Here is a 23,449-nt window from a genome sequence, read left to right on the forward strand (position 1 = left end):
AGAGTTGGGGGCGTGGGTTGCCCTAGGGAAGGCCTAGAGGAGAAGAAGGCACGGGCCCAGGCCATCCTGAAGGCCCTGAGAGGGGCCTACCCCAAGGCCCGCACGGAGCTCCACCACGAAAACCCCTTCCAGCTCCTCGTGGCCACGGTCCTTTCCGCCCAGGCCACGGACAAAAGCGTGAACCAGGCCACCCCGGCCCTCTTCGCCCGCTTCCCCACCCCAGAGGCCCTGGCGGAGGCGAGGGCGGAGGAGGTGGAGCCCTACATAAAGCGCATCGGGCTTTACCGCACCAAGGCGAGAAATCTCGTGGCCCTGGCGAGGAGGCTGGTGGAGGAGCACGGGGGGGAGGTCCCCCGGGACAAGAAGGCCCTGATGCGCCTCCCCGGGGTGGGGTGGAAGACGGCCACCGTGGTGCTGGGGGTCTTGGGGGTGCCGGGGATTGCGGTGGACACCCACGTGGCCCGCCTCGCCCGGAGGCTATGCCTTTCCCAGGCCAAGCGCCCGGAAAAGATCGGGGCCGACCTCGAGGCCCTCTTCCCCAAGGAGGACTGGGTCTTCGTCCACCACGCCCTGGTCCTCCACGGCCGCTACGTCTGCACCGCAAGGAAGCCCAAGTGCGCCGCCTGCCCGCTCGCCCCCCACTGCCCCAGCCGGGAGGGGGCGTGATACCGAGGCTCCTCCTCGCCAGCTTCCTCTGGTCCTTGGGGGCCAACCTGGTCTACTTCTTCCTGAACTTCCACCTCGAGGCCCTGGGCTTCTCCCGCGAGGCCATCGGCCTGGCCCAGGCCCTCCTGGTGGGGGTGGGGGTGGTCTTCGCCCTACCCTTGGCCTGGCTCATCCCCAAGCTGGGGTACCTGAGGAGCTTCTACCTGGCCTTGGCTCTCGCCCTTCTCGGCGGGGGGCTCCTCACCCTGGGCCTCCTCCCCCTCCTGGGCGTGGCCCTCTACGGCCTGGCGGGGGCGGCGCTCCAGGGGGCTTTGCCCGCCCTCCTCGCCCGGGTGGTGCCCGAGGGGGAGAGGGTCCGGGTCTTTAGCCTCCAGGCGGCCCTCACCACCGCCACCGGCTTCCTCTCCACCCTCCTCGCCGGCTTCCTCTCCGACCTCCTGGGGGCCCGCTCCGTCCTCCCCTTCGCCCTGCCCTTTTTCCTCCTGGCCCTCCCCTTCGTCCGTGGGGTGGCGGAGGGGCAGGGGGGCATCCCCCGGTTTGGGGGGCGGTTTGGGCTTTGGCTTAGGCTCTTCCTCCCCAACGCGGTCATCGCCTTTGGGGCGGGGCTTGTCATCCCCTTTTTGAACCTGTACCTAAAGGAGAAGTTCGGCCTCACCTACGGGGCCACGGGGTTCGTCTTCGCCCTCTCCTCCTTGGCCACGGGCCTCGCCATGCTCCTCCAGCCCCTTCTGGTGCGCCGGGTGGGAGGGGTGGGGGCGGTGGTCCTGGTCCAGGCCCTCTCCCTCCCCTTCCTGGCCGCCCTGGCCTGGGCCCCGTGGCTTTCCCTGGTGACCCTGGCCCTTTTGGTGCGGGGGGCCCTGATGAACGCCGCGGGGCCGGTCTACGCCGCGCTGGTGACGGAGCGGCTTAGGGAGGAGGAGCGCCCCGGCTTTTTCCTCATGGAAGGGGCCCTTTGGAGCCTTCTCTTCGCTTTGGGAAGCGCCCTTTCCGGGATGGTCCAGGAAGCCTTGGGCCTCACGGCCTTCCACTACCTCTTCGCCACCACCCTCACCCTCTACGCCCTGGGCATCGCCCTCTGGCCCTGGGCCTTCCGGCGCTAAACTGGGGCCTATGCGGACGAACCTTAGCGTGGAAGAGGCCCTGGAACTGGTCTTGGAGGAGGCCCGCTTTGAGCCCGAAAAGGAGGTCCTTCCCCTACCCGAGGCCTTTGGCCGCGTCCTGGCGGAAGACCTGGTCTCTTTGGTGGACCACCCCGACCAGGACGACACCGCCATAGACGGCTACGCCTGCCGGGAGGAGGACACCCTCTCGGCCTCCCCGGAAAACCCCGTGCGCCTTAGGGTGGTGGGGGAGGCCCCCGCGGGGAAGCCCTTCCTGGGGGAGGTGAAAAGGGGGGAGGCGGTGGCGGTCTACACCGGGGCCCCCATCCCCACGGGGGCGGACGCGGTGGTGCGGGTGGAGGACACGAAAAGGGAAGGGGAGTGGGTCCTCCTCTATGCCCCCGCGAGCCCCAAGGACATCCGGCCCAGGGGGGACGACCTGAAGAAGGGGGAGGTCTACCTCCGCCGGGGGGACCTCCTCACCCCGGGCCGCCTGGCCCTGGCCGCGGCCATGGGCCACCCCCGCCTTCCGGTGTTCCGGAGGCCCCGGGTGGGCATCCTCTCCACGGGGGACGAGGTGGTGGAGCCGGGGGAGCCCCTGCCCTTTGGGGGGGTGTACAACTCCAACGCCTACGGGCTCCTCGGCCTGGTGCGGGAGGCCGGGGGGGAGCCCGTCCTCCTGGGGAAGGTCCCCGACGACCCCAAGCGGCTCCTTGCCGCCCTGGAAGCCGCCCTGCCCCTGGACCTCCTCCTCACCTCCGGGGGGGTGTCCATGGGGGCCTACGATGTGGTGCGCCGGGTCTTGGAGGAGGAGGGGGAGGTGGTCTTCTGGAAGGTGCGCCAGCAGCCGGGGGGGCCCCTTCTCCTGGCCCGGCTTAGGGGGGTGCCGGTTTTGGGCCTCCCCGGAAACCCCGTCTCCAGCCTGGTGACCTTTTTCCTCTACGGCCGCCCCTTCCTCTTCCGCCTCTTGAAGCGCACCGAGGCCCCTTACGGGACCCTTAAGGCCCGGGCCCTTACCCCCTTCAAGGGGGCCAAGGGGAAGAAGGTCTTCCGCCGGGGGGTGCTCTCCTTTGAGGAGGGGCCGGTGGTGCGCACCACCGGGAACCAGTCCAGCGGGGTCCTGCGCTCCATGGCCTTTGGCAACGTCCTGGTGGTCCTCCCCCCGGACCGGGACCTCGAGGCCGGGGAGGAGGCCACCGTCATCCCCTTGACTTTTGTTCCTTGAATCACTAACCTAAGAAGGTTTACGGGCATCCCCCTCTTCCTCCTTGGGCGTGCGGGTGAGGCCCGGAAAGGAACCGAAGAGGATGGAGTTTGCCAACTTTCCCTTGAAGCCGGAGATCCTGGAGGCCCTAAAGGCCAAGGGCATCTTTGCCCCCACCCCCATTCAGGCCGCCGCGTTGCCCATCGCCCTGGACGGGCGGGACCTCATCGGCCAGGCCCGCACGGGCACGGGCAAGACCCTGGCCTTCGCCCTGCCCATCGCCGAGCGCCTGGCCCCCTCTTCCGAGCGGGGCCGCCCCCCCAGGGCCCTGGTCCTCACCCCCACCCGGGAGCTGGCCCTGCAGGTGGCGGAGGAGGTGGCCTCCGTGGCCCCCCACCTCAAGGTGGTGGCCGTCTACGGGGGCACCGGCTACGGCAAGCAAAAGGAGGCCCTGGCCCGGGGGGCCGACGTGGTGGTGGCCACCCCCGGGCGGGCCCTGGACTATTTGGAGCAGGGGGTCTTGGACCTCTCCCGGGTGGAGATCGCCGTCTTGGACGAGGCGGACGAGATGCTCTCCATGGGGTTTGAGGAGGAGGTGGAAAGGCTTCTTTCCGCCACCCCCAAGGAGCGCCAGACCCTCCTCTTCTCCGCCACCCTGCCCTCCTGGGCCCGGAAGCTTTCCGAGCGCTACATGCGCGCCCCCGTGCTCATCAACGTGGTGAGGGAGGAGGGGGTGACCTACCAGGAGGAGGCCATCCTGGCCCCCACCGACCGCCTGGGCCTCCTTTCCGACCTCCTCTTTGTGAAGGCCCCCAAGCGGGCCATCGTCTTCACCTCCACCAAGCGGGAAACGGAGGAGGTGGCCGCGGGCCTCCTCCAGGCGGGCCACCCCGCCCGGGCCATCCACGGGGACCTTTCCCAGTCGGACCGGGAGCGGGTCCTGAAGGCCTTCCGGGAGGGGGAGGTGCGCGTTCTCGTGGCCACGGACGTGGCCGCCCGGGGCCTGGACATCCCCGAGGTGGACCTGGTGGTCCACTACCGCCTGCCCCAAAGCCCCGAGGCCTACCAGCACCGCTCCGGACGCACGGGCCGGGCCGGGCGGGGGGGCGAGGTGGTGGCCTTCTATGGCCCTAGGGAGAAGCGGGAGCTCATGGCCCTGGAAAAGGCCGTGGGCCGCACCTTCCGCCGGGTGAACCCCCCCACGCCGGAGGAGGTCTTGGAGGCCAAATGGCAACACCTCCTGGCCCGCCTGGCCGGGGTGCCGGAGCGGGACTACAAGCTCTACCTGGACTTCGCCCAGCGCCTTTTCGCCGAGGGGCGGGTGGAGGTGGTGGCGGCCCTCATGGCCCTCCTCCTGGGCGGGGCCCCCAAGGAGAAGAGCCTCCTCACGGGGGAGGAGGGCTGGCGCACCTTTAAGGCCACCGGGGCCCGGCTCACCCTGCCCCGCCTGGTGGCCCTCCTCAAGGAGCGGGGCCTCGAGGTGGGGAAGATCCTCGAGGCGGAGGACGGCTTCTACGTAGACCTCCGCCCCCAGGATCTTCCCAAGCTCAGCCAGCTCCAGGGCCTTCGCCTGGAGCAGGCCAAGCGGGTGGAGGGGGTTTTGGCGGCCCCTGGCCCGAAAAGGCGCTAGAGCGCCAAGCCATACAAAAGGAGCCCACCTCCCCCTTAGGGGGAGGTGGGGCTTGGTGCGCCCGGAGGGATTCGAACCCCCGGCCTAGGGCTTAGGAAGCCCCCGCTCTATCCTGCTGAGCTACGGGCGCCCACACCTTTGGCGATTCTAGCACCCGGGAAGGGCGAAGGCAAGGCGTATAGTTTTTTCCGGGGCTAAGGGCCCTTTGTATAAGGGAGCTTTTATGGATGCCCCGGAGGGCTTGGCTTGTGCCCGGCCTCACGCGCCCTTAGCCTGGAGGGAAGATGACCGAGACCAAAGACCTAGCCGCCCTTTCGGTGAACGCCATCCGCTTTTTGGCCATAGACGCCGTGGAGAAGGCGAGAAGCGGCCACCCCGGCATGCCCATGGCCATGGCCCCCCTGGCCTACCTCCTCTTCCGGGAGGTCCTGCGCCACCACCCCGAAGACCCCTTGTGGCCGGACCGGGACCGGTTCGTCCTCTCCGCAGGGCACGGCTCCATGCTCCTTTATGCCGTCCTCCACCTCACGGGCTACGACCTTCCCCTGGAGGAGCTCCAGCGCTTCCGCCAATGGGGCTCCAAGACCCCCGGCCACCCCGAGCGGGGCCACACCCCAGGGGTGGAGGTGACCACGGGGCCCTTGGGCCAGGGGATCTCCACCGCGGTGGGCCTGGCCTTGGCGGAGAAGAAGCTCGCCCTGGAGTTCAACCGCCCGGGGCACACGGTGGTGGACCACTGGACCTACGTCCTGGCCTCGGACGGGGACCTGATGGAGGGGGTTTCCGGGGAGGCGAGCTCTTTGGCGGGCACCTGGGGGCTTTCCAAGCTCATCGTCTTCTGGGACGACAACCGCATCTCCATTGACGGCCCCACGGACCTGGCCTTCACGGAGGACGTCCTCGCCCGCTACCGGGCCTACGGCTGGCAGACCCTGAGGGTGGAGGACGCCAACGACCTCTCCGCCCTCCAGCACGCCCTACGGCTCGCCCAGCTGGACGAGCGGCCCACCCTCATCGCCGTGCGGAGCCACATCGGCTACGGCTCCCCCAAGCAGGACTCCCACAAGGCCCATGGGGAGCCCTTGGGGCCGGAGGCGGTGGAGGCCACCCGCAAGGCCCTGGGCTGGCCCTACCCGCCTTTCGTGGTGCCGGAGGAGGTCTACCGCCACATGGACATGCGCCCGAGGGGCCGGGCCCTGAAGGAGGAATGGGAAAGGCGCCTCGAGGCCTACGCCAAGGCCTACCCTGACCTCTACGAGGAGCTCCTCCGCCGCCTCAAGGGGGAGCTACCCCCCTTGCCCGAAACCCCTCCCGCCTTTGACAAGCCCGTGGCCACCCGGGCGGCAAGCGGCCGCACCCTGGACGAGATCGCCCCCAGGATGCCCGAGCTCCTTGGGGGTAGCGCCGACCTCACCCCCTCCAACAACACCCAGGCCAAGGGGATGGCGGACTTTTCCCGGGAGAACCCTTCCGGCCGCTACCTCCACTTCGGGGTGCGGGAGCACGCCATGGGGGCCATCCTGAACGGGCTCAACCTCCACGGGGGGTATAGGGCCTACGGGGGGACCTTCCTGGTCTTCTCCGACTACATGCGCCCCGCCCTCCGCCTTGCCGCCCTCATGGGGACCCCCACGGTCTTTGTCTTCACCCACGACTCCATCGCCCTTGGGGAGGACGGCCCCACCCACCAGCCCGTGGAGCACCTCATGGCCCTGAGGGCCATGCCGGACCTTTGGGTGATCCGTCCCGCGGACGCCCACGAGACCTTCTACGCCTGGCAGGTGGCCTTGAGGCGGAAGGAAGGCCCCACCGCCCTCATCCTCACCCGCCAGGCGGTGCCCCTCCTTTCCCCGGAGAAGGCGAAAGGGCTCCTAAAGGGCGGGTACGTCCTGGAGGAGGACGAGGAGCCCGAGGGCATCCTGGTGGCCACGGGGAGCGAGGTCCACCTGGCCCTCAGGGCCAAGGCCCTCCTGAACGGAAAGGGGCGGCGGGTGCGGGTGGTGAGCCTGCCTTCTTGGGAGCTCTTTGAGGCCCAGCCTGCGGAGTACCGGGAGCAGGTTCTCCCCAAAGGGCTTCCCACGGTGGCGGTGGAGGCGGGGGCCAGCTTGGGCTGGGAGCGGTACGCCCATAGGGCAGTGGGCCTGGACCGCTTCGGGGCCAGCGCCCCCTACCCCGAGGTCTACGAGCGCCTGGGCTTCACCCCGGAGCGGGTGGCGGAGGCCTTGGAAGAGCTCCTATGAGGTTCTGGGTGGACCCCCTACCCCGCCCTGGGGCCTACCGGGAGGTGGCCATCGTGGTGGACGTGATCCGGGCCACCACCACCGCGGGGGTCTACCTGGAGGCGGGGGCCGAGGCTCTGGTCCTGGCCCCCTCCCTCGAGGCCGCCCGGGCCCTCAGGCGCCCGGGGGAGGTCCTGGCGGGGGAGGTGGGGGGGCTTAGGCCCGAGGGGTTTGACCTGGGGAACTCCCCCAAGGAGGCGGAGGGGGTCCGGGGCCGGACGGTGGTCATGGCCACCACCAACGGCACCCGGGCGGCCCACGCGGTCAAGGGGGCCCGGGCCATCCTCTTGGGATCGTTGCAGAACGCCTCCAGCGTGGCCCAAAAGGCCTCGGAGCTGGGGGAGGAGGTGGCCCTGGTGGCCGCGGGCAAGGAGGGCCAGGTGGCCTTGGACGACCTCTACGCCGTGGGGGTCATCGGGGCTAGGCTGTTGGCCCTGGGGTTCCGGCCCGAAGGGGAGATGGCCCATCTGGCCCTCTTCCTGGCCCAGAGCCCGCCTTTGGAGGTCCTTTGGGTTTCCGAGGCCGCCCAGGCCCTGGAGCGGGTGGGCCTGGGGGCGGACGTGGCCCTGTGCGCCCAGGTGGACCGCCACGGGGTGGTGCCCGTCTTCCAGGGCTTCCGGGACGGGGGGATGGTTTTCGGGAGGGGCTGATGCTCTTGAGCCTAAAAGAGGTCCTCCCCGAGAAGGGCCGGGCGGTGGGGGCCTTTGACGTGGTGGGCCTGGAGTGGGCGGAGGCGGTCTTGGAGGGGGCGGAAACCCTGGGCCTGCCCGTGATCCTCAGCGTGGCCCCCCACCTGGGGGGGCCGCCCCTCCCCGCCCTGGCCCCCGGCCTCCGCCACCTGGCGGAGGCGGCCCGGGTGCCCGTGGCCCTCCACCTGGACCACGGGGAAACCCTAGAGGAGGTGGTGGAGGCCCTGCGCCTGGGGTTTACGGGGGTGATGCTGGACGGAAGCCACCTCCCCTTGGAGGAGAACATCCGCCTCACCCGCCTGGCGGTGGAGGTGGCCCGGGCCTTCGGCGCGGGGGTGGAGGGGGAGGTGGGGGTGGTGCCGGGCCACTACGGCCCCGGGGAGGACCGGGAGGCCCCCCTCTACACCGACCCCCTCGAGGCCGAGCGCTACCTGGCGGAAACAGGGGTGGACGCCCTGGCGGTGAGCATCGGCACCCGGCACGGCCTCTACAAGGGGCCCACCCGGCTCAACCTCCCCCTTCTGGAGCGCCTTTCCGCCCTCCCCGTGCCCCTGGTGCTCCACGGGGCTTCGGGGCTTAGCCCCGAGGAGTACCGGGCCCTGGTGCAGAGGGGCATCCGCAAGATCAACCTCTACGCCGACCTGGCCCTGGAGGCGGCCCGGGCCCTGAGGGAGGTTTCGGGGGAAGGCTACTTGGACCTCATGGCGGGGATGAAGGAGGCCCTGAAGGGGCTCGCCATGGCCCGGATGCGCCTATGGTGGGGGTAAAGGCCCTGCTCTTGGACCTGGACGGCACCCTGGCGGAGACGGAGGAGCTCCACCGGGAGGCCTTCAACCGCGCCTTCCGGGAGGCGGGCCTCCCCTTCTCCTGGGACCGGCCCCTCTACAAGGCCCTTCTGGAGGTGACGGGGGGCAAGGAGCGCATCGCCCACTTCCTCCGCTCCTTCCCGGATGCCCCCCGGCTTTCCGAGGAGGCCCTAACCCGCCTGCACCAGCGGAAAAACGCCCTCTACGAGGCCCTTCTTCGGGAGGAGGGGGCCCCTTTGCGCCCGGGGGTGCGAAGGCTTCTGGGGGAGGCCCGGGAGGCGGGGCTCCTCTTGGCCCTGGTCACCACCACCAGCCCGGAGAACGCCCGGGCCTTTTTGGAGACCAGCGGGCTAAAGGGGGTCTTTCACCTGGTCCTGGCGGGGGACATCGTGCCCCGCAAGAAGCCCGACCCCGCCATCTACCACCTGGCCCGAAGGGAGCTGGGCCTAGGGGAGGGGGAGGGGGTGGCGGTGGAGGACTCCCGGAACGGCCTCCTCTCCGCCCGGGGGGCGGGCTTCCCGGTGCTCATCACCCCGGGGCTCTACACCGCGGACCAGGACTTTTCCGAGGCCCAAGGGGTGGCGGAGCACCTGGGGGAGCCGGGGCACCCGGCCCGGTTCCTCCAGGGCCCCCGGGCGGGGGAAAGGGGAGTGGTGGACCTGGACTACCTGGAGGAGGTGAGGGGATGGTGGAGCACCTGATCGTCTTCAACGCGGAGGCGAGCCCGGAGGAGGTGCGGCGCATGGTGGCCGAGGCCAAGGCGGTCCTCACCCAGATTCCTGGGGTCTTGGGCCTGCGCTACGGGGAGGCCCTGAGCCCGGGGGCCCGGTACCGGTACTGGCTTTCCGTGGTCTTTGCGGGGCCGGAGGTGGTGGAGGTCTACCGGGACCACCCCCTGCACGTGGACTTCGCCAACCGGGTCTTCCGGCCCATGGCCAAGGACCGCATCACCACCGACTACCTGGTCCTGGAGGGGCCATGCGCACCCTGACCTATCGGGAGGCCGAGCCCCAGGCCCTGAAGGTGCTGGTGGACGGGGTAGGGGAGGGCCTGGTCCTCCTGGGGGAGGGGGGTTACTACGCCCTCTACTACTTCTTTGGCCTCTACGGGCGGAAGGCCCCCGACCCCGAGGAAACCCCCGACTGGGTGGAGGGCCCAAGGCCCAGCCCAGAGGGCTTCCGGGAGCCCTACGACCAGGCGAAGTGGTTGGAGGCCAACGGGTATATGCTCTTCATCAACGAGTCCAAGTAGGAGGGGGAAGGATGGAGTACGCGGAGATGCCCTACGAGGAGGCCAGGAAGCGGGCGGTGAGGGTGCTGGAGGACGGCTATGGGGACGCGGTGGTCCTTAAGGACGAGCACGGCTACTGGGCCTTGTACTACTTCTACTGGGCCCAGACCCCGCCCCCTGCGGCCACCCCCCACTGGATGGAGGGCCCCCTGGGGGAGGTGGGGGCCATCCGCTCCCCTTACGAGATGAAGAAGTTCCTGGAAGAGGTGGGAGAGCCCGATTTCCTCAACGATGTAGACTAACCCTGTGAGGCGGGACGCCTACCGCATCCTCCAGGCCACGGAGACGGTCATCTACCTCTTCGCGGGCTTCCTCATCGCCGCCGGGGCGGCCATCCTCCTCCTCACCACCCTGCTGGAGGGGGTGGAGAACCTCCTGGCGGGGCGGTACCACGAGGTGGCCCTCACCCTTCTGGACCGGGTCCTCCTGGCCCTGATGCTGGCGGAGATCCTCTACACCCTGGTGCGCTTCGCCCGGGAGGGGAGCCTCGAGGCCACCCCCTTCCTCATCATCGGCATCATCGCCGCGGTGCGCCGGGTCCTGGTGCTCACCGCGGAGGCGGTGGAGAAGTTTGACCTCAGCGACCCCGCGTTTATGGCCGTCCTGGCGGAGCTCGGCCTCCTGGCCCTTCTGGTGGTGGCCTTCGCCCTGGCCATCCGCCTGGTCAAGAGCCTAGAAGGGCGATGAGGGCCTGGGCCGCGGGGTTGGCCACGTTCCTGGGGTAGACCAGCCAGAAAATGCGCCGGAGCTCCCCCACGGGCTCCTCCAGCCTCAGGGCCCGGAGGTTGCCCACCTTGAGGTTGGGCTGGATCACCACCCGGCTCACGATGCCCACCCCTGCCCCGGCCATGACCAGGCGCTTGGTCACCTCGTTGTTGTCCGTGTAGAAGGTGGGCTTGAGCTCCAGACCCGCCTGCTCAAAAGCCCGCTCCAGGACCCGCCAGGTCATGGAGCCCGGCTTGCGCACCACCAGGCTCTCCTGGGCCAGCCAGGTGGGGGGCACGGTGCTCCGGTTCGCCCAGGGGTGCTCGGGGGGGACGATGAGGACCAGCTCGTCCTCGTAGAAAAGCCGCCGGTCGTACCCCTCCCAGCCCTCCACGCCCTCGAGGATGGCGAACTCCAGCTCCCCCATCCGGAGCCGCTCCGCCAGGCGCTCGGAGCTTCCGCTTTCCAGGTGCACCCGGATCCCCGGGTGCTCTTGGTGGAAGCGCTTGAGGAAGGTGGGCACCACGTAGGTGGCCATGGTGGTGGAGGCCCCAAAGGTCACCTCCCCCAGCTCCAGGCGGCCCATGGCCTGGGAGACCCGCTGGAACCCCTCCAGGGCCTGGACCACCCGCCGGGCCTCGGGGAGGAGGGCCTCCCCCACCCGGGAGAGGACCAGGTGCCGCCCCTGCCGCTCAAAGAGGGGGTGGCCCACCTGCTCCTCCAGGGTCCTCAGGTACTGGCTCACCGCGGGCTGGGTGATGCCCAAGGCCAAGGCCGCCCGGCCCACCCCTCCTTCCTCCACCACCGTGACGAAGACCCGTAATGCCGCGGGGTTGGGCAGTTTAGCGTTTTTAGATATGAGCATGGGCTTATGGTATAGCCCAAAACATATGATTGCAATAATAAAACCCCCCACCTAAGGTAAGCGCATGGCTATGCCTACGCGCAACCTGGGTCTGGACCTCATGCGGGCCACGGAGGCCGCCGCCTTAGCCTCCGCCCGCTGGGTGGGCCTGGGGAACAAGGAGGAGGGGGACCGGGCCGCGGTGGAGGCCATGCGCCTCATCCTTTCCAGCCTGGACTTCCGGGCCCGGGTGGTCATCGGCGAGGGGGAGAAGGACCGGGCCCCCATGCTCTATAACGGCGAGGAGCTGGGCCAGGGGGAGGGCCCCTTCTGGGACCTGGCGGTGGACCCCGTGGAGGGCACCCGGCTTCTCGCCCTGGGGCGCCCCGGGGCCATCAGCGTCCTGGCCGCGGCCCCCGAGGGCACCCTCTTCAACCCGGGGCCGGGGTTCTACGCTGCCAAGCTGGTGGTGGGCCCGGAGGCCCGGGAGGCCATCGACCTGAAGGCCTCGGCGGCGGACAACCTCAAGGAGATCGCCCGGGCCCTGAAGCGCTCGGTGCGGGAGCTTACGGTCTTCGTCCTGGACAAGCCCCGGCACGCCCGGCTCATAGAGGAGATCCGCTACGCGGGGGCCCGCATCACCCTCCAGACGGACGGGGACGTGGCCGGGGCCCTGGCCGCGGTGCTTCCGGGAACGGGGGTGGACGTCCTCATGGGCACCGGGGGGACCCCGGAGGGGGTCATCGCCGCGGTGGCCGTGCGGGCCCTGGGGGGCGGGATGCAGATGCGCCTGGACCCCCAGAGCGAGGAGGAGCGCTGGAACCTGATCCACGCGGGGTTTGACCTGGAAAAGGTGTACACCCTGGAGGAGCTCTGCCGGGCGGAGGACACCCACTTCGCCGCCACCGGCATCACCGATGGGCCCTTCCTGAGGGGCGTGCGCTACGGGGCGCAGGAGGCCTGGACGGAGAGCCTGGTCATCCGCGGGGCCACCCGCACCCTGCGCAAGGTGGAGGCCCGGCACCGGCTTGAGAAGCTTCGGGGCATCAGCCCCGTGGCCTACTGAAAGGAGGTTAGGAAGATGTCCACCCAGTACGCAGGCAAAGGCAAGTACAGCAAGGCGGGCGTTTTGGAGTACAAGCAGATGGGGTACTTTGACCCCGACTACGAGCCCAAGGACACCGACACCATCGCCCTTTTCCGCATCACCCCCCAGCCCGGGATTGAGCCCGAGGAGGCGGCGGCGGCGGTGGCCGGGGAGTCCTCCACCGCCACCTGGACCGTGGTCTGGACGGACCGGCTTACCTACCTGGATCGCTACCGGGCCAAGGCCTTCCGGGTGGAGCCCGTGCCCGGCAACCCCGAGCAGTACTTCGCCTGGATCGCCTACGACCTCGCCCTCTTTGAGGAAGGCTCCATCGCCAACATGACCTCCAGCATCATCGGGAACGTCTTCGGCTTCAAGGCCCTGAGGGCCCTGAGGCTTGAAGACCTCCGCATCCCCGTGGCCTACCTCAAGACCTTCAAGGGCGCCCCCCACGGCATCCCCGTGGAGCGGGACATGCTGAACAAGTACGGCCGGCCCCTCCTGGGGGCCACGGTGAAGCCCAAGCTGGGCCTTTCCGGGCGGAACTACGGCCGGGTGGTCTACGAGGCCCTGGCGGGGGGGCTGGACTTCACCAAGGACGACGAGAACATCAACTCCCAGCCCTTCATGCGCTGGCGGGACCGCTTCCTCTACGCCCAGGAGGCGGTGATGAAGGCCGAGCAGGTGACGGGGGAGCGCAAGGGGCACTACATGAACGTCACCGCGGCCACCATGGAGGACGTCTACGAGAGGCTGGAGTTCGCCAAGGAGATCGGCTCCATCATCGTCATGGTGGACCTCACCATGGGCTACACCGCCCTCCAGTCCGTCTCCAACTGGTGCCACAAAAACGGCATGATCCTCCACCTCCACCGGGCCAGCCACGCCACCTTCACCCGCCAGAAGAACCACGGCATCAACTTCCGCGTCCTGGCCAAGTGGATGCGCATGCTGGGGGTGGACCACATCCACGCGGGCACCGTGGTGGGTAAGCTGGAGGGGGACCCCAACCTGACCCGGGGCTACTACGACATCCTGCGGGAGCAGTACGTGAAGGCCGACCCCGTGAAGGGGATTTACTTTGACCAGGACTGGGCCTACCTGCCCGCGGTCATGCCCGTGGCCTCGGGGGGCATCCACGCGGGGCAGATGCACCTCCTCCTCTCCCTCTTTGGGGACGACGTGGTCTTGCAGTTCGGGGGCGGCACCATCGGCCACCCCATGGGCATCCAGGCGGGGGCCACGGCCAACCGGGTGGCCCTGGAGGCCATGGTTAAGGCCCGCAACGAGGGCCGGGACATCCTGGCCGAGGGCCCCGAGATCCTCAAGAAGGCCGCCCAGCACTCCAAGGCCCTGGCCGCGGCCCTGGAGACCTGGGGGAGCGTGACCTTTGACTTCGCCTCCACCGACACCCCCGATGTCCTGCCCACCCCGAGCTAAAAGGAGGAAGCCATGCGGATCACCCAAGGAACCTTCTCTTACCTGCCCGACCTGACGGACGAGGAAATTCGGCTTCAGATTGAGTACATCATCAAGAACGGCTGGGCGGTCTCCATCGAGTACACCGACGACCCCCACCCCTACAACGTCTACTGGAACATGTGGGGCCTGCCCATGTTTGACCTGGAGGACGCCGCCCCCGCCTTCTACGAGTTCCAGAAGTGCCGGGAGGCCTTCCCCAACCACTACATCAAGATCAACGGCTACGACCCCTCCCCCATGTGGCAGGCCCAGCGGGTGTCCTTCATCGCCCACCGGCCCAAGGTGGAGGAGCCGGGCTTCCGCCTGCACCGGCAGCTTTACTCGGACGGGAGGCGGCTTAAGTACACCCTCGAGGCCTACGCCACCATGAGGCCTGAGGGGCAGCGCTACCAGGAGGAGTAACGGTCCTCTGGGGGAGGCTTTTGGGGCCTCCCCCTACCTTTAAGGAGGCGGCATGGGAGAGGAAAAGGCCCTGGCCCTGGTGAAAAACCCCGAGGTGGAGGCGGTCCTCGAGGCCCTGGACAAGGAGCTGGTGGGCCTGGCCCCGGTGAAGCGGCGCATCCGGGAGATCGCCGCCTACCTCTCCGTGGACAAGCTCCGCCGGGAGCTTAACCTGGTGGCCGACCGCCCCACCCTGCACATGGCCTTCGTGGGGCCGCCGGGCACGGGCAAGACCACGGTGGCCATGCGCATGGCCACCATCCTCCACCGCCTGGGCTACATCCGCCGCGACCACCTGGTGGTGGCCAGCCGGGACGACCTGGTGGGCCAGTACATCGGCCACACCGCCCCCAAGACCAAGGAGGTCTTGAAGCGGGCCATGGGGGGGGTGCTCTTCATTGACGAGGCCTACAGCCTCTACCGGGCGGAGAACGAGCGGGACTACGGCCAGGAGACCATAGAGATCCTCCTCCAGGTGATGGAGAACCAGCGGGAGGACCTGGTGGTCATCCTGGCGGGGTACAAGGACCGCATGGAGGAGTTCTTCGCCCTGAACCCCGGGATGCGTTCCCGCATCGCCCACCACATTGAGTTCCCCCCCTATAACCTGGAAGAACTCTACCAGATTGGCCTGATCATGCTGGAGAAGCAGGGGTACCGCCTCACTCCCGAGGCCGAGGTGGCCTTTAAGGAGTACCTGGAGCGGCGGATGGAACGCCCCAACTTCGCCTACGCCAGGAGCGTGCGCAACGCCATAGATCGCTTCAAGCTCCGCCAGGCCTACCGCCTCTACCAGAAGGCGGGCCCCGTGACCCCCGAGGAGCTGGTGACCATCACCGCGGACGACATCTACGCCAGCTCCCTCTTTAAGGAGGAGGAGCATGCCCCATAGGCCCTTTATGCTCGGCATCGCCGGGGACTCCGGGGCGGGGAAGACCACCCTGTCCAGCGGGGTGGCCCGGCTTCTCGGCGTGGAGCGGACCACCAACATCTGCGTGGACGACTACCACAAGTACGATCGCAAGCAGCGGAAGGAACTGGGCATCACCCCCTTGAACCCGGCCTGCAACTACATGGACATCATGGAGCAGCACGTCCGGCTCCTTTCCGAGGGGGAACCCATCCTGAAGCCCGTCTACAACCACACCACCGGCACCTTTGACCCCCCGGTTTACGTGCCCGCCCCCCGGGCGGTGGAGGAGGGGGGGCGGCTCATCCCCCGGGTGGTGATCCTGGAGGGGCTCCTCACCCTCTTCTCCCCCGAGATGCGGGGCCGCTACCACCTCACGGTCTACCTGGACCCCGAGGAGGAGCTCCGCCGGGAGTGGAAGGTGAAGCGGGACGTGGCCAAGCGGGGCTACACCCCCGAGGAGGTCCTGGCGGACATAGAGCGGCGCATGCCCGACTCCCGGGCCTTCATCTGGCCCCAGAAGGCCCACGCGGACATCATCGTCCGCTTCTACCGCCCCCCGGGGTACGATCCGGAAAACCCCAGCACCCTGAACGTCCGCATCACCCTGAAGCACACCCTTCCCCGGCTGGACCTCTCCGAGGTCCTCCACTCCGCCTACGAGGACGAGGCCCTGATCCGGCTGGAGGCCCGCAAGGAAGCGGACATCCTGGACATCACCGGCAACGTCCGCCCCGAGCAGGCCCAGACCTTTGAGCGCATCATCTGGGAGCACCTAGGCCACCACGCGGAGCACTTTGACCCCAGCCTGGTGGGCACCTTCTGGGACAAAGCGGGGCAGAGCTACCCCCTGGCCCTGACCCAGCTCATCATCGCCTACTACCTGGTTAAGATGCGGGAGCTGGCCATCGAGCGGGGGCACCTGCGGGTGGCCTAGGAGGCAAGGATGCTGAAGTTCGCGCCCTCCATCCTCACGGCGGACCTTTCCCGGCTGGCCGAGGCCATCGGGGAGGCGGAGGCGGCGGGGGTGGACTGGATCCACCTGGACGTGATGGACGGGGTCTTCGTCCCCAACCTCACCTTCGGCCCCCTCCTGGTGGAGGCGGTGCGCCGGGTGACCGCCCTGCCCCTGGATGTCCACCTCATGATCGTGAGCCCGGAGCGCTACCTCGAGGACTTCGCCCGGGCGGGGGCCGACCTCATCACCGTCCACTACGAGGCCACCCCCCACGCCCACCGGGCGGTCCAGAAGATCAAGGAGCTGGGGAAGAAGGCGGGGCTGGCCATCAACCCGGCCACGCCCCTGGAGGCCTTTGAACCCCTTCTCCCCGAGCTGGACCTGGCCCTCCTCATGAGCGTGAACCCGGGGTTTGGAGGGCAGAAGTACATCCCCCGCTCCACCGAGAGGCTCCGCCGGCTCAAGGCCATGCGGGACGCCCTCAACCCCAGGTGCCTCATAGAGGTGGACGGGGGGGTGAACCTGTCCACCGTGGCCGAGGTCTACCGGGCAGGGGCCGACGTGGCGGTGGCGGGGAGCGCGCTTTTCAACGATAGGCCGGTGGCGGAAAACCTTAAGGCGCTAAAGGAGGTTCTCTATGCCCTTGGTGGTCGGTAAGGAAGTGCTGGACAAGGCTCGGCGGGAAGGCTACGCGGTCCCCAGCTTCAACACCAACAACCTGGAGATCACCCAGGCCATCCTGGAGGTGGCCGAGGAGCTTAGGGCCCCGGTCTTCATTCAGGTTTCCGACGGGGCCCGCAAGTACGCGGGCATGGACAACCTGGCCAACCTGGTGAAGGACATGGCAAGCCGCGTCCGGGTGCCCGTGGTCTTGCACCTGGACCACGGGGCGGACTTCAAAATGGTCATGCAGGCCCTGCGGGCGGGCTTCACCAGCGTGATGATCGACGCCAGCCACCACCCCTTCCACGAGAACGTGGCCGAGACCAAGAAGGTGGTGGAGGCGGCCCACGCGGTGGGGGTGAGCGTGGAGGCAGAGCTCGGCCGCCTCCAGGGTATAGAGGACAACATCCAAGTTTCCGAGGCGGAGGCCTTCCTCACCGACCCCGAGGAGGCGGAGCGCTTTGTGGCGGAAACGGGGATTGACTACCTGGCCATCGCCATCGGCACCAGCCACGGGGCCTACAAGGGGAAGGGCCGGCCCTACATTGACCACAAGCGCCTGGAGGAGATCGCCAACCGGGTCTCCATCCCCCTGGTCCTCCACGGGGCCAGCGGGGTGCCCACCTGGCTCAAGGAGAAGCTCCTGGCCACGGGGGCCGAGCTCAAGGAGGCCACGGGCATCCACGACGAGGACATCCGGAAGGCCATCCCCAACGGCATTGCCAAGATCAACATTGACACCGACCTGCGCCTGGCCATGACCCTGGGCATCCGGGAGGTGGTCACGCAGAACCCCAAGGAGTTCGACCCCCGGAAGATCATCGGCAAGGGGCGGGACTACCTCAAGATGGTCATCCGGGAGAAGTTTGAGCTCATGGGGACCGTGGGCCGGGCCTGAGGAGGAAGGCGGCCAGGCCCGCCCCGAGGAGGGGACCGAAGAGGGGCACCAGGGCGTAAGGGGAAGCGGCCCCTTCCGCCCCCAGGAGGGAGGCTAGGAGCCTGGGGCTTAGGTCCCGGGCGGGGTTGAGGGCGAAGCCCCCAGGCCCTCCCAGCCCGTACCCCACCCCGGCCACGGTGAGGCCTAGCCAAAGGGGTAGGAGGTGGGCCGGGCGGGCCTGAAGGACCACCGCCATGAGGGTGAAGGTGCCAAGGCTTCCTTCCAGGGGTAGGCCCCGCCGCCAGGGAGCAGGCTGGGGCCGGTGGAGAAGACGTTGGGCATCCCCTGGAGGAGGAGGCCCTCCCGGTAGGCCAAGTAGGCCCCTAGGGCCCCTAAAAACCCCCCCCAGGAACTGGCCCAGAAGATAGGGGAACACCTTGCCCCAAGGGAAAAGCCCCCTCAGGGCCAGGGCCAGGGTGACCGCGGGGTTAAGGTGGGCCTGGGAAAGGGGCCTCGCGCAGAGTACCCCCACCAGCACCCCCAGCCCCGAGCCCAGGGCCAGGGCGTCGTAGCCGAAGGCCTGGGGTCCGAGCCGTGGGGAAAGGGTGGCGTTGGCGGCGCTCCCCACGGTGAGGAGGACCAGGAGGAACGTGCCCAAGGCCTCCCCCAGGGCTTCCCGTTCTTTGGAACCCATGGGGTCATTTTAGGCAGGCAAGGGTCAGGGCAGGGTCATGGTGAAGCCCCCCGCCAAGAGGCGGGGGGCCTTTGGTCGGGGAGGCCGGATTTGAACCGACGACCACACGCACCCCAAGCGTGTGCGCTACCAGGCTGCGCTACTCCCCGGCGCGCAAAGCCTAGTCTAGCCTGCCCCCGGCCCTTCGTCAAGTAGACTTGGGCTATGGAGATCGCCGACCTGAAGCGCCTGGCCCGCTTTGACCCGGAGAAGCTGGCCAAGATTCCCGTTTTCCAGTCCGAGCGCATGTTCTATGACCTCTACGCCCTCCTTCCCGGGCAGGCCCAGAAGGTCCACGCCCATGAGGGCTCGGACAAGGCCTACTACGTCCTGGAGGGGGAGGTGGTGGTGCGCATTGGAGAGGAAGAGGCCCTCCTGGCCCCCGGGATGGCCGCCCTGGCCCGGGCGGGGGAGCCCCACGGGGTGCGGAACGAGTCCGCAAGCCCCGCCCTCCTCCTGGTGGTCATGGCCCCCCGGCCCTAGGGCTTTCATCCCGTTTGCACAGCCCCCGGCTAAGCTAAAGGGGAAGTGCCGCAGGCCGCGCCCCCTACCGACCTCGCTTTTCTCTCCGAGCTTCTCCGCCGCTACCCCGTGCGGGTGGCCTTCCGGGGAGAGGTCCTGCCCGAGGGGCCCTTAAGGGGGGAGAAGCTTTGGGAGGAGGGGGAGGCGGCCCTTTACTGGGAGGGCCCGCCCCCCAGGCCCGAACTGCGGGAGGCCCTGATCCTTTCCTTCAAGGCCTTCTTGGAGGTCTGGCGCTTAAGGGAGCGGGAGCTTGCCCTCCTTAAGGCCCAGGGGGAGACGGGGCGGCTTTTTCGGCTCCTCCTCCACGAGGTGAAAAACCCCCTCATGAGCGTTCTTGGGGCGCTGGAGCTGGCCCTCGAGGACCCCGCCCTTACCCCCGAGCTCAAGGAACTCCTGGAGATCGCCCGCCGTTCTGCAGAACGCATCCGCATCCTCCTGGAGAAGGCCCAGGACTACCTGCGCCTAGGGGAGGGGGTGCGCCTGAGGAGCGAGCGGGTGGACCTGAAAGAGCTCCTCCTCCAGGGGGTGGAGGAGCTCAGGCCCTTGGCCCGCAGGAAGGGGGTGCGCCTGGAGGTGCGCCTTCCCCGGGAGGAGGCCTGGGTGTATGGGGACCGGGACTGGCTCTACCAGGCCTTTTTGAACGTCCTCAACAACGCGGTGAAGTACACCCCAGAGGGGGGCCGGGTCCTGGTCCGGCTCCTCAAGGGGGTGGACCGGTACGGGGTTGCGGTTTCCGACACCGGCCCCGGCATCCCCGAAGAGGAGCAGGCCAAGGTCTTTGAGCCCTTCTACCGGGCCTCCACCCGGGGGGAGGCGGAGGGGACGGGGCTCGGGCTCGCCTTGGTGAAGCGGGTCCTGGAGGCCCATGGGGGGGAGGTGCGCCTGAAAAGCCGTTTGGGGCGGGGCTCCACCTTTCTCCTCCTCCTTCCCCGGCCCAAGCCCGGCCGCAGGGCCCCCGTGGGGCGGCTTCTCCTCCTGGCCCTGGCCCTTCTCGCCCTGGCCCGGTTTCCCATCTACCCGGCTCCCCTGGGCTCCCGGGCCTTCGGGGAGGTCCCCGCGGGGGAGGTGGTGCGCCTTGGGGGGCTGGAGCTCGCCTTCAGCCCCGAAGCCCGGGGGGAGGCCCGGCGCTGGAGGAGCCTCTGGGGCGGGGGGGAAAGGGTACGGGTGGCCCTGGAGGCCGGGGGGGTGGAGGCGGTGCGCGAGGCCCCCGTGCCCCTCACCCTCTCCACCCCCGAGGGGGAGGTCAGGCCCACGGGCACCCACCTCCGCCTTTACCGGGAAGGGGAGGGGCGGGTCTCCCTCTACCGCGGGCGGGTGGCCTTGGGGAAGGAGCCCTTGCCGCAAGGGGAGGGGGCCCTTCTGGGCCAGGGGGTGAGGCGGAAGCTCCTCCCCGCGCCCCTGGTGCGCCCTGTGCCCGGGGCGGAGGGGGAGGTGGTCTTCCGCCTCCTGGGCCCTGAAGGGGCCAAGGGCTTCCGGGTGGAGGTGGGGAGCGGGGACCGGATCCTCCTTTCCGCCAAGGTGCAGGGGGCGGCCTTCACCTACCGCCCCCAGGCGGACCGGGTGAGCCAGGTGCGGGCCTTCGCCTGGGACGAGGTGGGCCTCGAGGGCTACCCCTCGGACCCCGTTTCCTTCCGGGAGCGGTTTAGCTTTTACGAGGGGAAAAAGCGCCTACCGCAGGACCCTGGGGGGGCCGAGACCTTCTTGAGGCGGGCGGTGGCCGTCTTCCCCGACGACGCGGAGGCCCTGGGGGAGCTGGCCTTCGCCCTTTACCTCCAGGGCCGCCACGGGGAGGCCAAGCCCCTTTACGAAAGGGCCCTCGCCCTTCTGGACGCCCCCGACATCCGGGTGCGCTACGCCCGCCTCCTCTACCACATGGGGCGGTACGGGGAGGCGGAGGAGAGCTACCGCCAGGTCCTCCTCCAGGACCCCGGCAACCTGGACGCCCGCTGGGGCCTGGCGGAGGTCCTCCTGGCCCTGGGCCGGGCGGGGGAGGCGGAGCTGCTCGCCCGCCAGGTCCTGGCCCTGAAGCCCGACTACCCCCTGGCCCGCTTCACCCTGGCCAAGGCCCTTCTGGAGAGGGGAAAGGCGGAGGAGGTCCGGAGGCTTCTCTTGGAGGAGCTCCGGCTGAACCCCGACCCCGAGGTCAGGGCCTTCCTGGAGCGCCTTCCCTAGCCCAGGCCTCCCGGAAGCGGAAGTAGGCCGGCTTGAGCCTCAGGGCGAAGGAGGGGGTTTCCCACCCTTTCCAGGCGAACTGGGCCTCCCCGAGCCCCTCCACCCGTAAGCCCAGGCCGGGGATGGGGAGGGGCTCGGGGGCGTACCAGGCCCTGGGCCTCGAGGGGTCCGTGAGGAGGAGCATCCCCCAGGGCAGGCGGAGCTCCAGGAACTCCCCCAGGGCGTAGTCCGCGGTGGGGTCCCGGGCCCCTTCGGGGTCCCGTCCCCTCTTTAAGGCCCCCAGCTCGTAGACCTGCCGGGGGTAGTCCGTTCCGTCCCGCCCCGTGCGCCGCCGGTTGGGCTCCAGGAGGAAGGGCACGAAGGGGCCCCCGCCGGGCCGGGTGGGGCCGAGAAAGGTGAGGGCCTCCGTCCCCTCCCCCCCGGTGCGCACCTCCCGGAAGGGGTAGTAGCCCGCCTCCACCAGGAGCCGCCCCCCTTCCGCCCCCACCTCCAGGACGAACTCCGCTCCGAAGCCCGGCGCCACCTCCGCCCCGCCCGGGGCGGTGTCCAGGTGGAGCCGGAGGGGCAGGGGGCCCCCGTAGAGGAGCCATAGGTACTCGGGGTCGGTCCGGGCCTTGAGGAAGGCCCTTTCCCCCCTGAGGAGGAAGGGAACCTCTTCCCACTCTTCCCCCCTTCCGTCCAGCCTGGGGCCTCGAGGGGCAGTGGCCGCCAGGAGGCCGTAGTTCTCCTCGGGGTCCAGGAGGTTGTGCCAAAGAGGGTCCCGCTCCCGGTCCTCCCACTCCTGGAAAAGCCAGTTCCGTTTGAACCACTCGTCCAGGAAGCTGAAAAGGAGCCCTCCAGCGAGCCCCGCGGCCTCGATTTCTCGCCAGAGCCTGAGGTTCCGCTCCGCCTGATCCTCCTCGGAATGGCCCCCGTGGTGGAACCCCTGGGGCTGGAAGTGCGCGAGGCCCCGGCTGCTCGGCACTCCGTACTCCCCGATGAGGACAGGCTGCTCCCCGTGGTGGCGCTTGAGGTCCAGGAGGTAGCCGAAGTAGTTGGACCGCCCGAAAGGCCCCACCGCCTGGCCGTAGCCCGGGTCCAGGTTCAGGAAGTCGGGGTAGTAGGGGTAGGCGTGGTAGTTGGCGAAGACCGTGGCCGGGCTTCCCGGAAGGGGGCGGATGTTGCGGGCGTCCAGGCTCACCTCATCCTCGTTGTACGCCCGCAGGGGCACCCCCTCCACCCGTTCCCCCCGGGCCCGGCGGAGGGCCCTTTCTTCCTCTGCGGTGCTCTCCGTGGGGTGGTGGAGGGGGTCCAGGGTGGGCCAGTTGTTGAAACCCATGGGCCGCACGGTGCCGTAGGCCTCGGCCTCGTAGACGAGGAGGCGGTCCAGAACCTCGGCCATCCAGGCCTCAAAGGGGTTGGCCTCCGGCGCGGCCTCCAGAAAACGCCCCCGGTAGACCCGCCCCGGATGGGCCTGGTTGTAGCGGGCCACGGAGAAGGGTTCAAACTCCCGGCCCACGAGGAGGCCAAGCGTCCAAGGGGAGACGTCCGCCGTGTAGGCCCCTCCCGCGTGCCCTGGGCGTTTGGGGCGCAGGAGGTTGCCGTGGAGGGCATCCAACACGTCCCGCCCCTCAAGGAGGAACTCCTCCAGAAAGGCCCCCTCGTAGGAGGGGTAGCCCAGCTCCTCGGGCAGTTCCGTCCAGACCCCCTGGAAGAGGTAAAGGGGCCTTGGACGGGTGCGGTTGAGGCCGTGGAGGGCCCGGTAGAAGGCTGGGGGCAGGAGGGTGTAGACCCGCACCGCGTTGGCCCCCATGGCCCAAAGGAGCTCCAGCCAGGCCCGGTAGAGGGCTTCCTCCTCAGGAAACTCCGCGGGAAAGCGCCCGGGCAGGGCCACCCCCAGGTTGACCCCCCGCACCAGAAGGGGCCTGTCCTCCACCCAAAAGCGCCCCCTTTCCGCCCGGAAGGGGACCCCAAGGGGGTGCAGGCGCCGCTTGGGCGAGGGAGGTGGAGGTGGAGGGAGGCCCCTTAGGATCTCCTCCGCGGGGGCGTAGCCCAGCCTAAAGGCGTAGTCCAAGGCGGCCCGGGCCCCCTCCAGATCCCCCAGGGCCCTTAGGACGAGGCCCAGGCCATAGGCCGCCTCCCCCCCACCCTGGAGGGTGCCCACCAGGCGGCTGAAGGCGAAAAGGGCCTCTTCCATCTCCCCTAGGCGGTAATGGGCGAACCCCGCAAGGAGGAGGGCCTCCGCAGGGGGGTCATACCCTTGGAGCAGAGGGGCCGCCTGTGCGAGCGCCCCCTCGAGGTCGCCGGCCCGGTAGGCCGCCCACCCCCCCTCCAAGGGGCTTGGCGCCCCCCAAGCGAGAGCTCCGGCCACCCATACGAGAACGAGGCTTTTACACCGCATTCACAGCGCGA

General features: G+C 69.3%; 24 protein-coding genes and 2 tRNA genes. 21 read left to right on the forward strand and 5 right to left on the reverse strand.

All coding sequences use genetic code 11. From position 1 onward, the window contains the following. The first annotated feature begins 12 nt into the window (after positions 1 to 12). The 4 genes from nth (at position 13) to B043_RS0106110 (ending at position 4,600) form a co-directional block, all read left to right on the forward strand. Positions 13 to 666: an endonuclease III gene (gene nth / locus B043_RS0106095; RefSeq protein ID WP_018461315.1), complete on the forward strand. Its 654-nt coding sequence runs from the start codon at positions 13 to 15 to the stop codon at positions 664 to 666. Then, positions 615 to 1,766, forward strand: coding sequence for an MFS transporter (locus tag B043_RS0106100; RefSeq protein WP_338010748.1), 1,152 nt, complete (start codon positions 615 to 617; stop codon positions 1,764 to 1,766). The genes nth and B043_RS0106100 overlap by 52 nt, the downstream gene beginning before the upstream one ends. Positions 1,767 to 1,776: 10 nt before the next feature. Then, positions 1,777 to 2,991: a molybdopterin molybdotransferase MoeA gene (locus B043_RS0106105; RefSeq protein WP_018461316.1), complete on the forward strand. Its 1,215-nt coding sequence runs from the start codon at positions 1,777 to 1,779 to the stop codon at positions 2,989 to 2,991. Positions 2,992 to 3,073: 82 nt separating this feature from the next. Then, entirely contained in the window at positions 3,074 to 4,600 is a 1,527-nt protein-coding gene (locus tag B043_RS0106110) for a DEAD/DEAH box helicase (RefSeq protein WP_026234151.1), read from the forward strand. Positions 4,601 to 4,653: 53 nt separating this feature from the next. Here B043_RS0106110 and B043_RS0106115 read toward each other — a convergent pair. Beyond that, positions 4,654 to 4,730: transfer RNA gene (locus B043_RS0106115), tRNA-Arg, on the reverse strand. A gap of 154 nt (positions 4,731 to 4,884) precedes the next feature. Here B043_RS0106115 and tkt point away from each other — a divergent pair. The 8 genes from tkt to B043_RS0106155 are packed head-to-tail and all read left to right on the forward strand — an operon-like array spanning position 4,885 to position 10,351. Next, entirely contained in the window at positions 4,885 to 6,840 is a 1,956-nt protein-coding gene (gene tkt / locus B043_RS0106120; protein ID WP_018461318.1) for a transketolase, read from the forward strand. Beyond that, a complete protein-coding gene (locus B043_RS0106125) occupies positions 6,837 to 7,529 on the forward strand; it encodes a 2-phosphosulfolactate phosphatase (protein ID WP_018461319.1) in 693 nt (230 codons plus the stop codon). Before tkt ends, B043_RS0106125 begins: the two co-directional genes overlap by 4 nt. Continuing rightward, complete coding sequence (locus B043_RS0106130) at positions 7,529 to 8,335, forward strand: class II fructose-bisphosphate aldolase (protein ID WP_018461320.1); 807 nt, start codon at positions 7,529 to 7,531, stop codon at positions 8,333 to 8,335. Before B043_RS0106125 ends, B043_RS0106130 begins: the two co-directional genes overlap by 1 nt. Next, positions 8,323 to 9,075, forward strand: a complete 753-nt coding sequence (locus B043_RS0106135) for an HAD-IA family hydrolase (protein ID WP_018461321.1) — start codon at positions 8,323 to 8,325, stop codon at positions 9,073 to 9,075. Before B043_RS0106130 ends, B043_RS0106135 begins: the two co-directional genes overlap by 13 nt. Next, the gene (locus B043_RS0106140; RefSeq protein ID WP_016329940.1) at positions 9,060 to 9,365 is read left to right on the forward strand and encodes a Dabb family protein; all 306 of its coding nucleotides are present in this window, start codon (positions 9,060 to 9,062) and stop codon (positions 9,363 to 9,365) included. Before B043_RS0106135 ends, B043_RS0106140 begins: the two co-directional genes overlap by 16 nt. Next, positions 9,353 to 9,625: a hypothetical protein gene (locus B043_RS0106145; protein WP_016329939.1), complete on the forward strand. Its 273-nt coding sequence runs from the start codon at positions 9,353 to 9,355 to the stop codon at positions 9,623 to 9,625. Before B043_RS0106140 ends, B043_RS0106145 begins: the two co-directional genes overlap by 13 nt. 11 nt (positions 9,626 to 9,636) lie before the next feature. After that, the gene (locus B043_RS0106150; protein ID WP_016329938.1) at positions 9,637 to 9,906 is read left to right on the forward strand and encodes a hypothetical protein; all 270 of its coding nucleotides are present in this window, start codon (positions 9,637 to 9,639) and stop codon (positions 9,904 to 9,906) included. 4 nt (positions 9,907 to 9,910) lie between these two features. Then, a complete protein-coding gene (locus B043_RS0106155; protein WP_018461322.1) occupies positions 9,911 to 10,351 on the forward strand; it encodes a phosphate-starvation-inducible PsiE family protein in 441 nt (146 codons plus the stop codon). On the opposite strand, the gene B043_RS0106160 is transcribed toward B043_RS0106155, so the two are convergent. Continuing rightward, positions 10,329 to 11,234: a LysR family transcriptional regulator gene (locus B043_RS0106160; protein WP_016329936.1), complete on the reverse strand. Its 906-nt coding sequence runs from the start codon at positions 11,232 to 11,234 to the stop codon at positions 10,329 to 10,331. The two genes, B043_RS0106155 and B043_RS0106160, sit on opposite strands and share 23 nt — an antisense overlap. 70 nt (positions 11,235 to 11,304) lie before the next feature. On the opposite strand from B043_RS0106160, the gene glpX reads away from it, so the two are divergent. The 7 genes from glpX to fba are packed head-to-tail and all read left to right on the forward strand — an operon-like array spanning position 11,305 to position 17,652. Continuing rightward, positions 11,305 to 12,279: a class II fructose-bisphosphatase gene (glpX, locus tag B043_RS0106165; protein WP_018461323.1), complete on the forward strand. Its 975-nt coding sequence runs from the start codon at positions 11,305 to 11,307 to the stop codon at positions 12,277 to 12,279. A 15-nt stretch (positions 12,280 to 12,294) separates the two neighbouring features. Next, positions 12,295 to 13,740 (forward strand): form I ribulose bisphosphate carboxylase large subunit, encoded by a 1,446-nt coding sequence (locus B043_RS0106170; protein ID WP_018461324.1) that lies wholly within the window; start codon positions 12,295 to 12,297, stop codon positions 13,738 to 13,740. A gap of 12 nt (positions 13,741 to 13,752) precedes the next feature. Then, positions 13,753 to 14,184 carry a ribulose bisphosphate carboxylase small subunit gene (locus B043_RS0106175; protein ID WP_016329933.1) on the forward strand — a complete coding sequence of 144 codons (432 nt, stop codon included), beginning with the start codon at positions 13,753 to 13,755 and terminating at the stop codon, positions 14,182 to 14,184. A 52-nt stretch (positions 14,185 to 14,236) separates the two neighbouring features. Continuing rightward, on the forward strand, positions 14,237 to 15,115 hold the full coding sequence (locus B043_RS0106180) for an AAA family ATPase (RefSeq protein ID WP_016329932.1): 879 nt from the start codon (positions 14,237 to 14,239) through the stop codon (positions 15,113 to 15,115). Continuing rightward, positions 15,105 to 16,070, forward strand: a complete 966-nt coding sequence (locus tag B043_RS0106185) for a phosphoribulokinase (protein WP_016329931.1) — start codon at positions 15,105 to 15,107, stop codon at positions 16,068 to 16,070. Before B043_RS0106180 ends, B043_RS0106185 begins: the two co-directional genes overlap by 11 nt. A 9-nt stretch (positions 16,071 to 16,079) precedes the next feature. Next, positions 16,080 to 16,748: a ribulose-phosphate 3-epimerase gene (rpe, locus tag B043_RS0106190; protein WP_018461325.1), complete on the forward strand. Its 669-nt coding sequence runs from the start codon at positions 16,080 to 16,082 to the stop codon at positions 16,746 to 16,748. Next, positions 16,729 to 17,652 (forward strand): class II fructose-1,6-bisphosphate aldolase, encoded by a 924-nt coding sequence (gene fba / locus B043_RS0106195; RefSeq protein ID WP_018461326.1) that lies wholly within the window; start codon positions 16,729 to 16,731, stop codon positions 17,650 to 17,652. Before rpe ends, fba begins: the two co-directional genes overlap by 20 nt. On the opposite strand, the gene B043_RS12325 is transcribed toward fba, so the two are convergent. Together B043_RS12325 and B043_RS0106205 are read right to left on the reverse strand one after the other, a co-directional pair. Then, the gene (locus tag B043_RS12325; protein WP_038036926.1) at positions 17,627 to 18,325 is read right to left on the reverse strand and encodes an MIP/aquaporin family protein; all 699 of its coding nucleotides are present in this window, start codon (positions 18,323 to 18,325) and stop codon (positions 17,627 to 17,629) included. The two genes, fba and B043_RS12325, sit on opposite strands and share 26 nt — an antisense overlap. 72 nt (positions 18,326 to 18,397) lie before the next feature. Then, positions 18,398 to 18,474, reverse strand: a tRNA-Pro gene (locus B043_RS0106205). 55 nt (positions 18,475 to 18,529) lie between these two features. Between B043_RS0106205 and B043_RS0106210 the strand changes: the two genes are divergently transcribed. Both B043_RS0106210 and B043_RS0106215 read left to right on the forward strand, forming a co-directional pair. Further along, on the forward strand, positions 18,530 to 18,847 hold the full coding sequence (locus tag B043_RS0106210) for a cupin domain-containing protein (protein ID WP_016329927.1): 318 nt from the start codon (positions 18,530 to 18,532) through the stop codon (positions 18,845 to 18,847). A gap of 45 nt (positions 18,848 to 18,892) precedes the next feature. Then, entirely contained in the window at positions 18,893 to 21,058 is a 2,166-nt protein-coding gene (locus B043_RS0106215) for an ATP-binding protein (protein WP_018461327.1), read from the forward strand. Here the strand turns inward: B043_RS0106215 and B043_RS0106220 are convergent. Further along, positions 21,030 to 23,408: a tetratricopeptide repeat protein gene (locus tag B043_RS0106220; RefSeq protein WP_245538886.1), complete on the reverse strand. Its 2,379-nt coding sequence runs from the start codon at positions 23,406 to 23,408 to the stop codon at positions 21,030 to 21,032. The two genes, B043_RS0106215 and B043_RS0106220, sit on opposite strands and share 29 nt — an antisense overlap. Positions 23,409 to 23,449 lie beyond the last annotated feature (41 nt).

This window comes from Thermus oshimai DSM 12092 (assembly GCF_000373145.1).
Taxonomy (GTDB): domain Bacteria; phylum Deinococcota; class Deinococci; order Deinococcales; family Thermaceae; genus Thermus; species Thermus oshimai.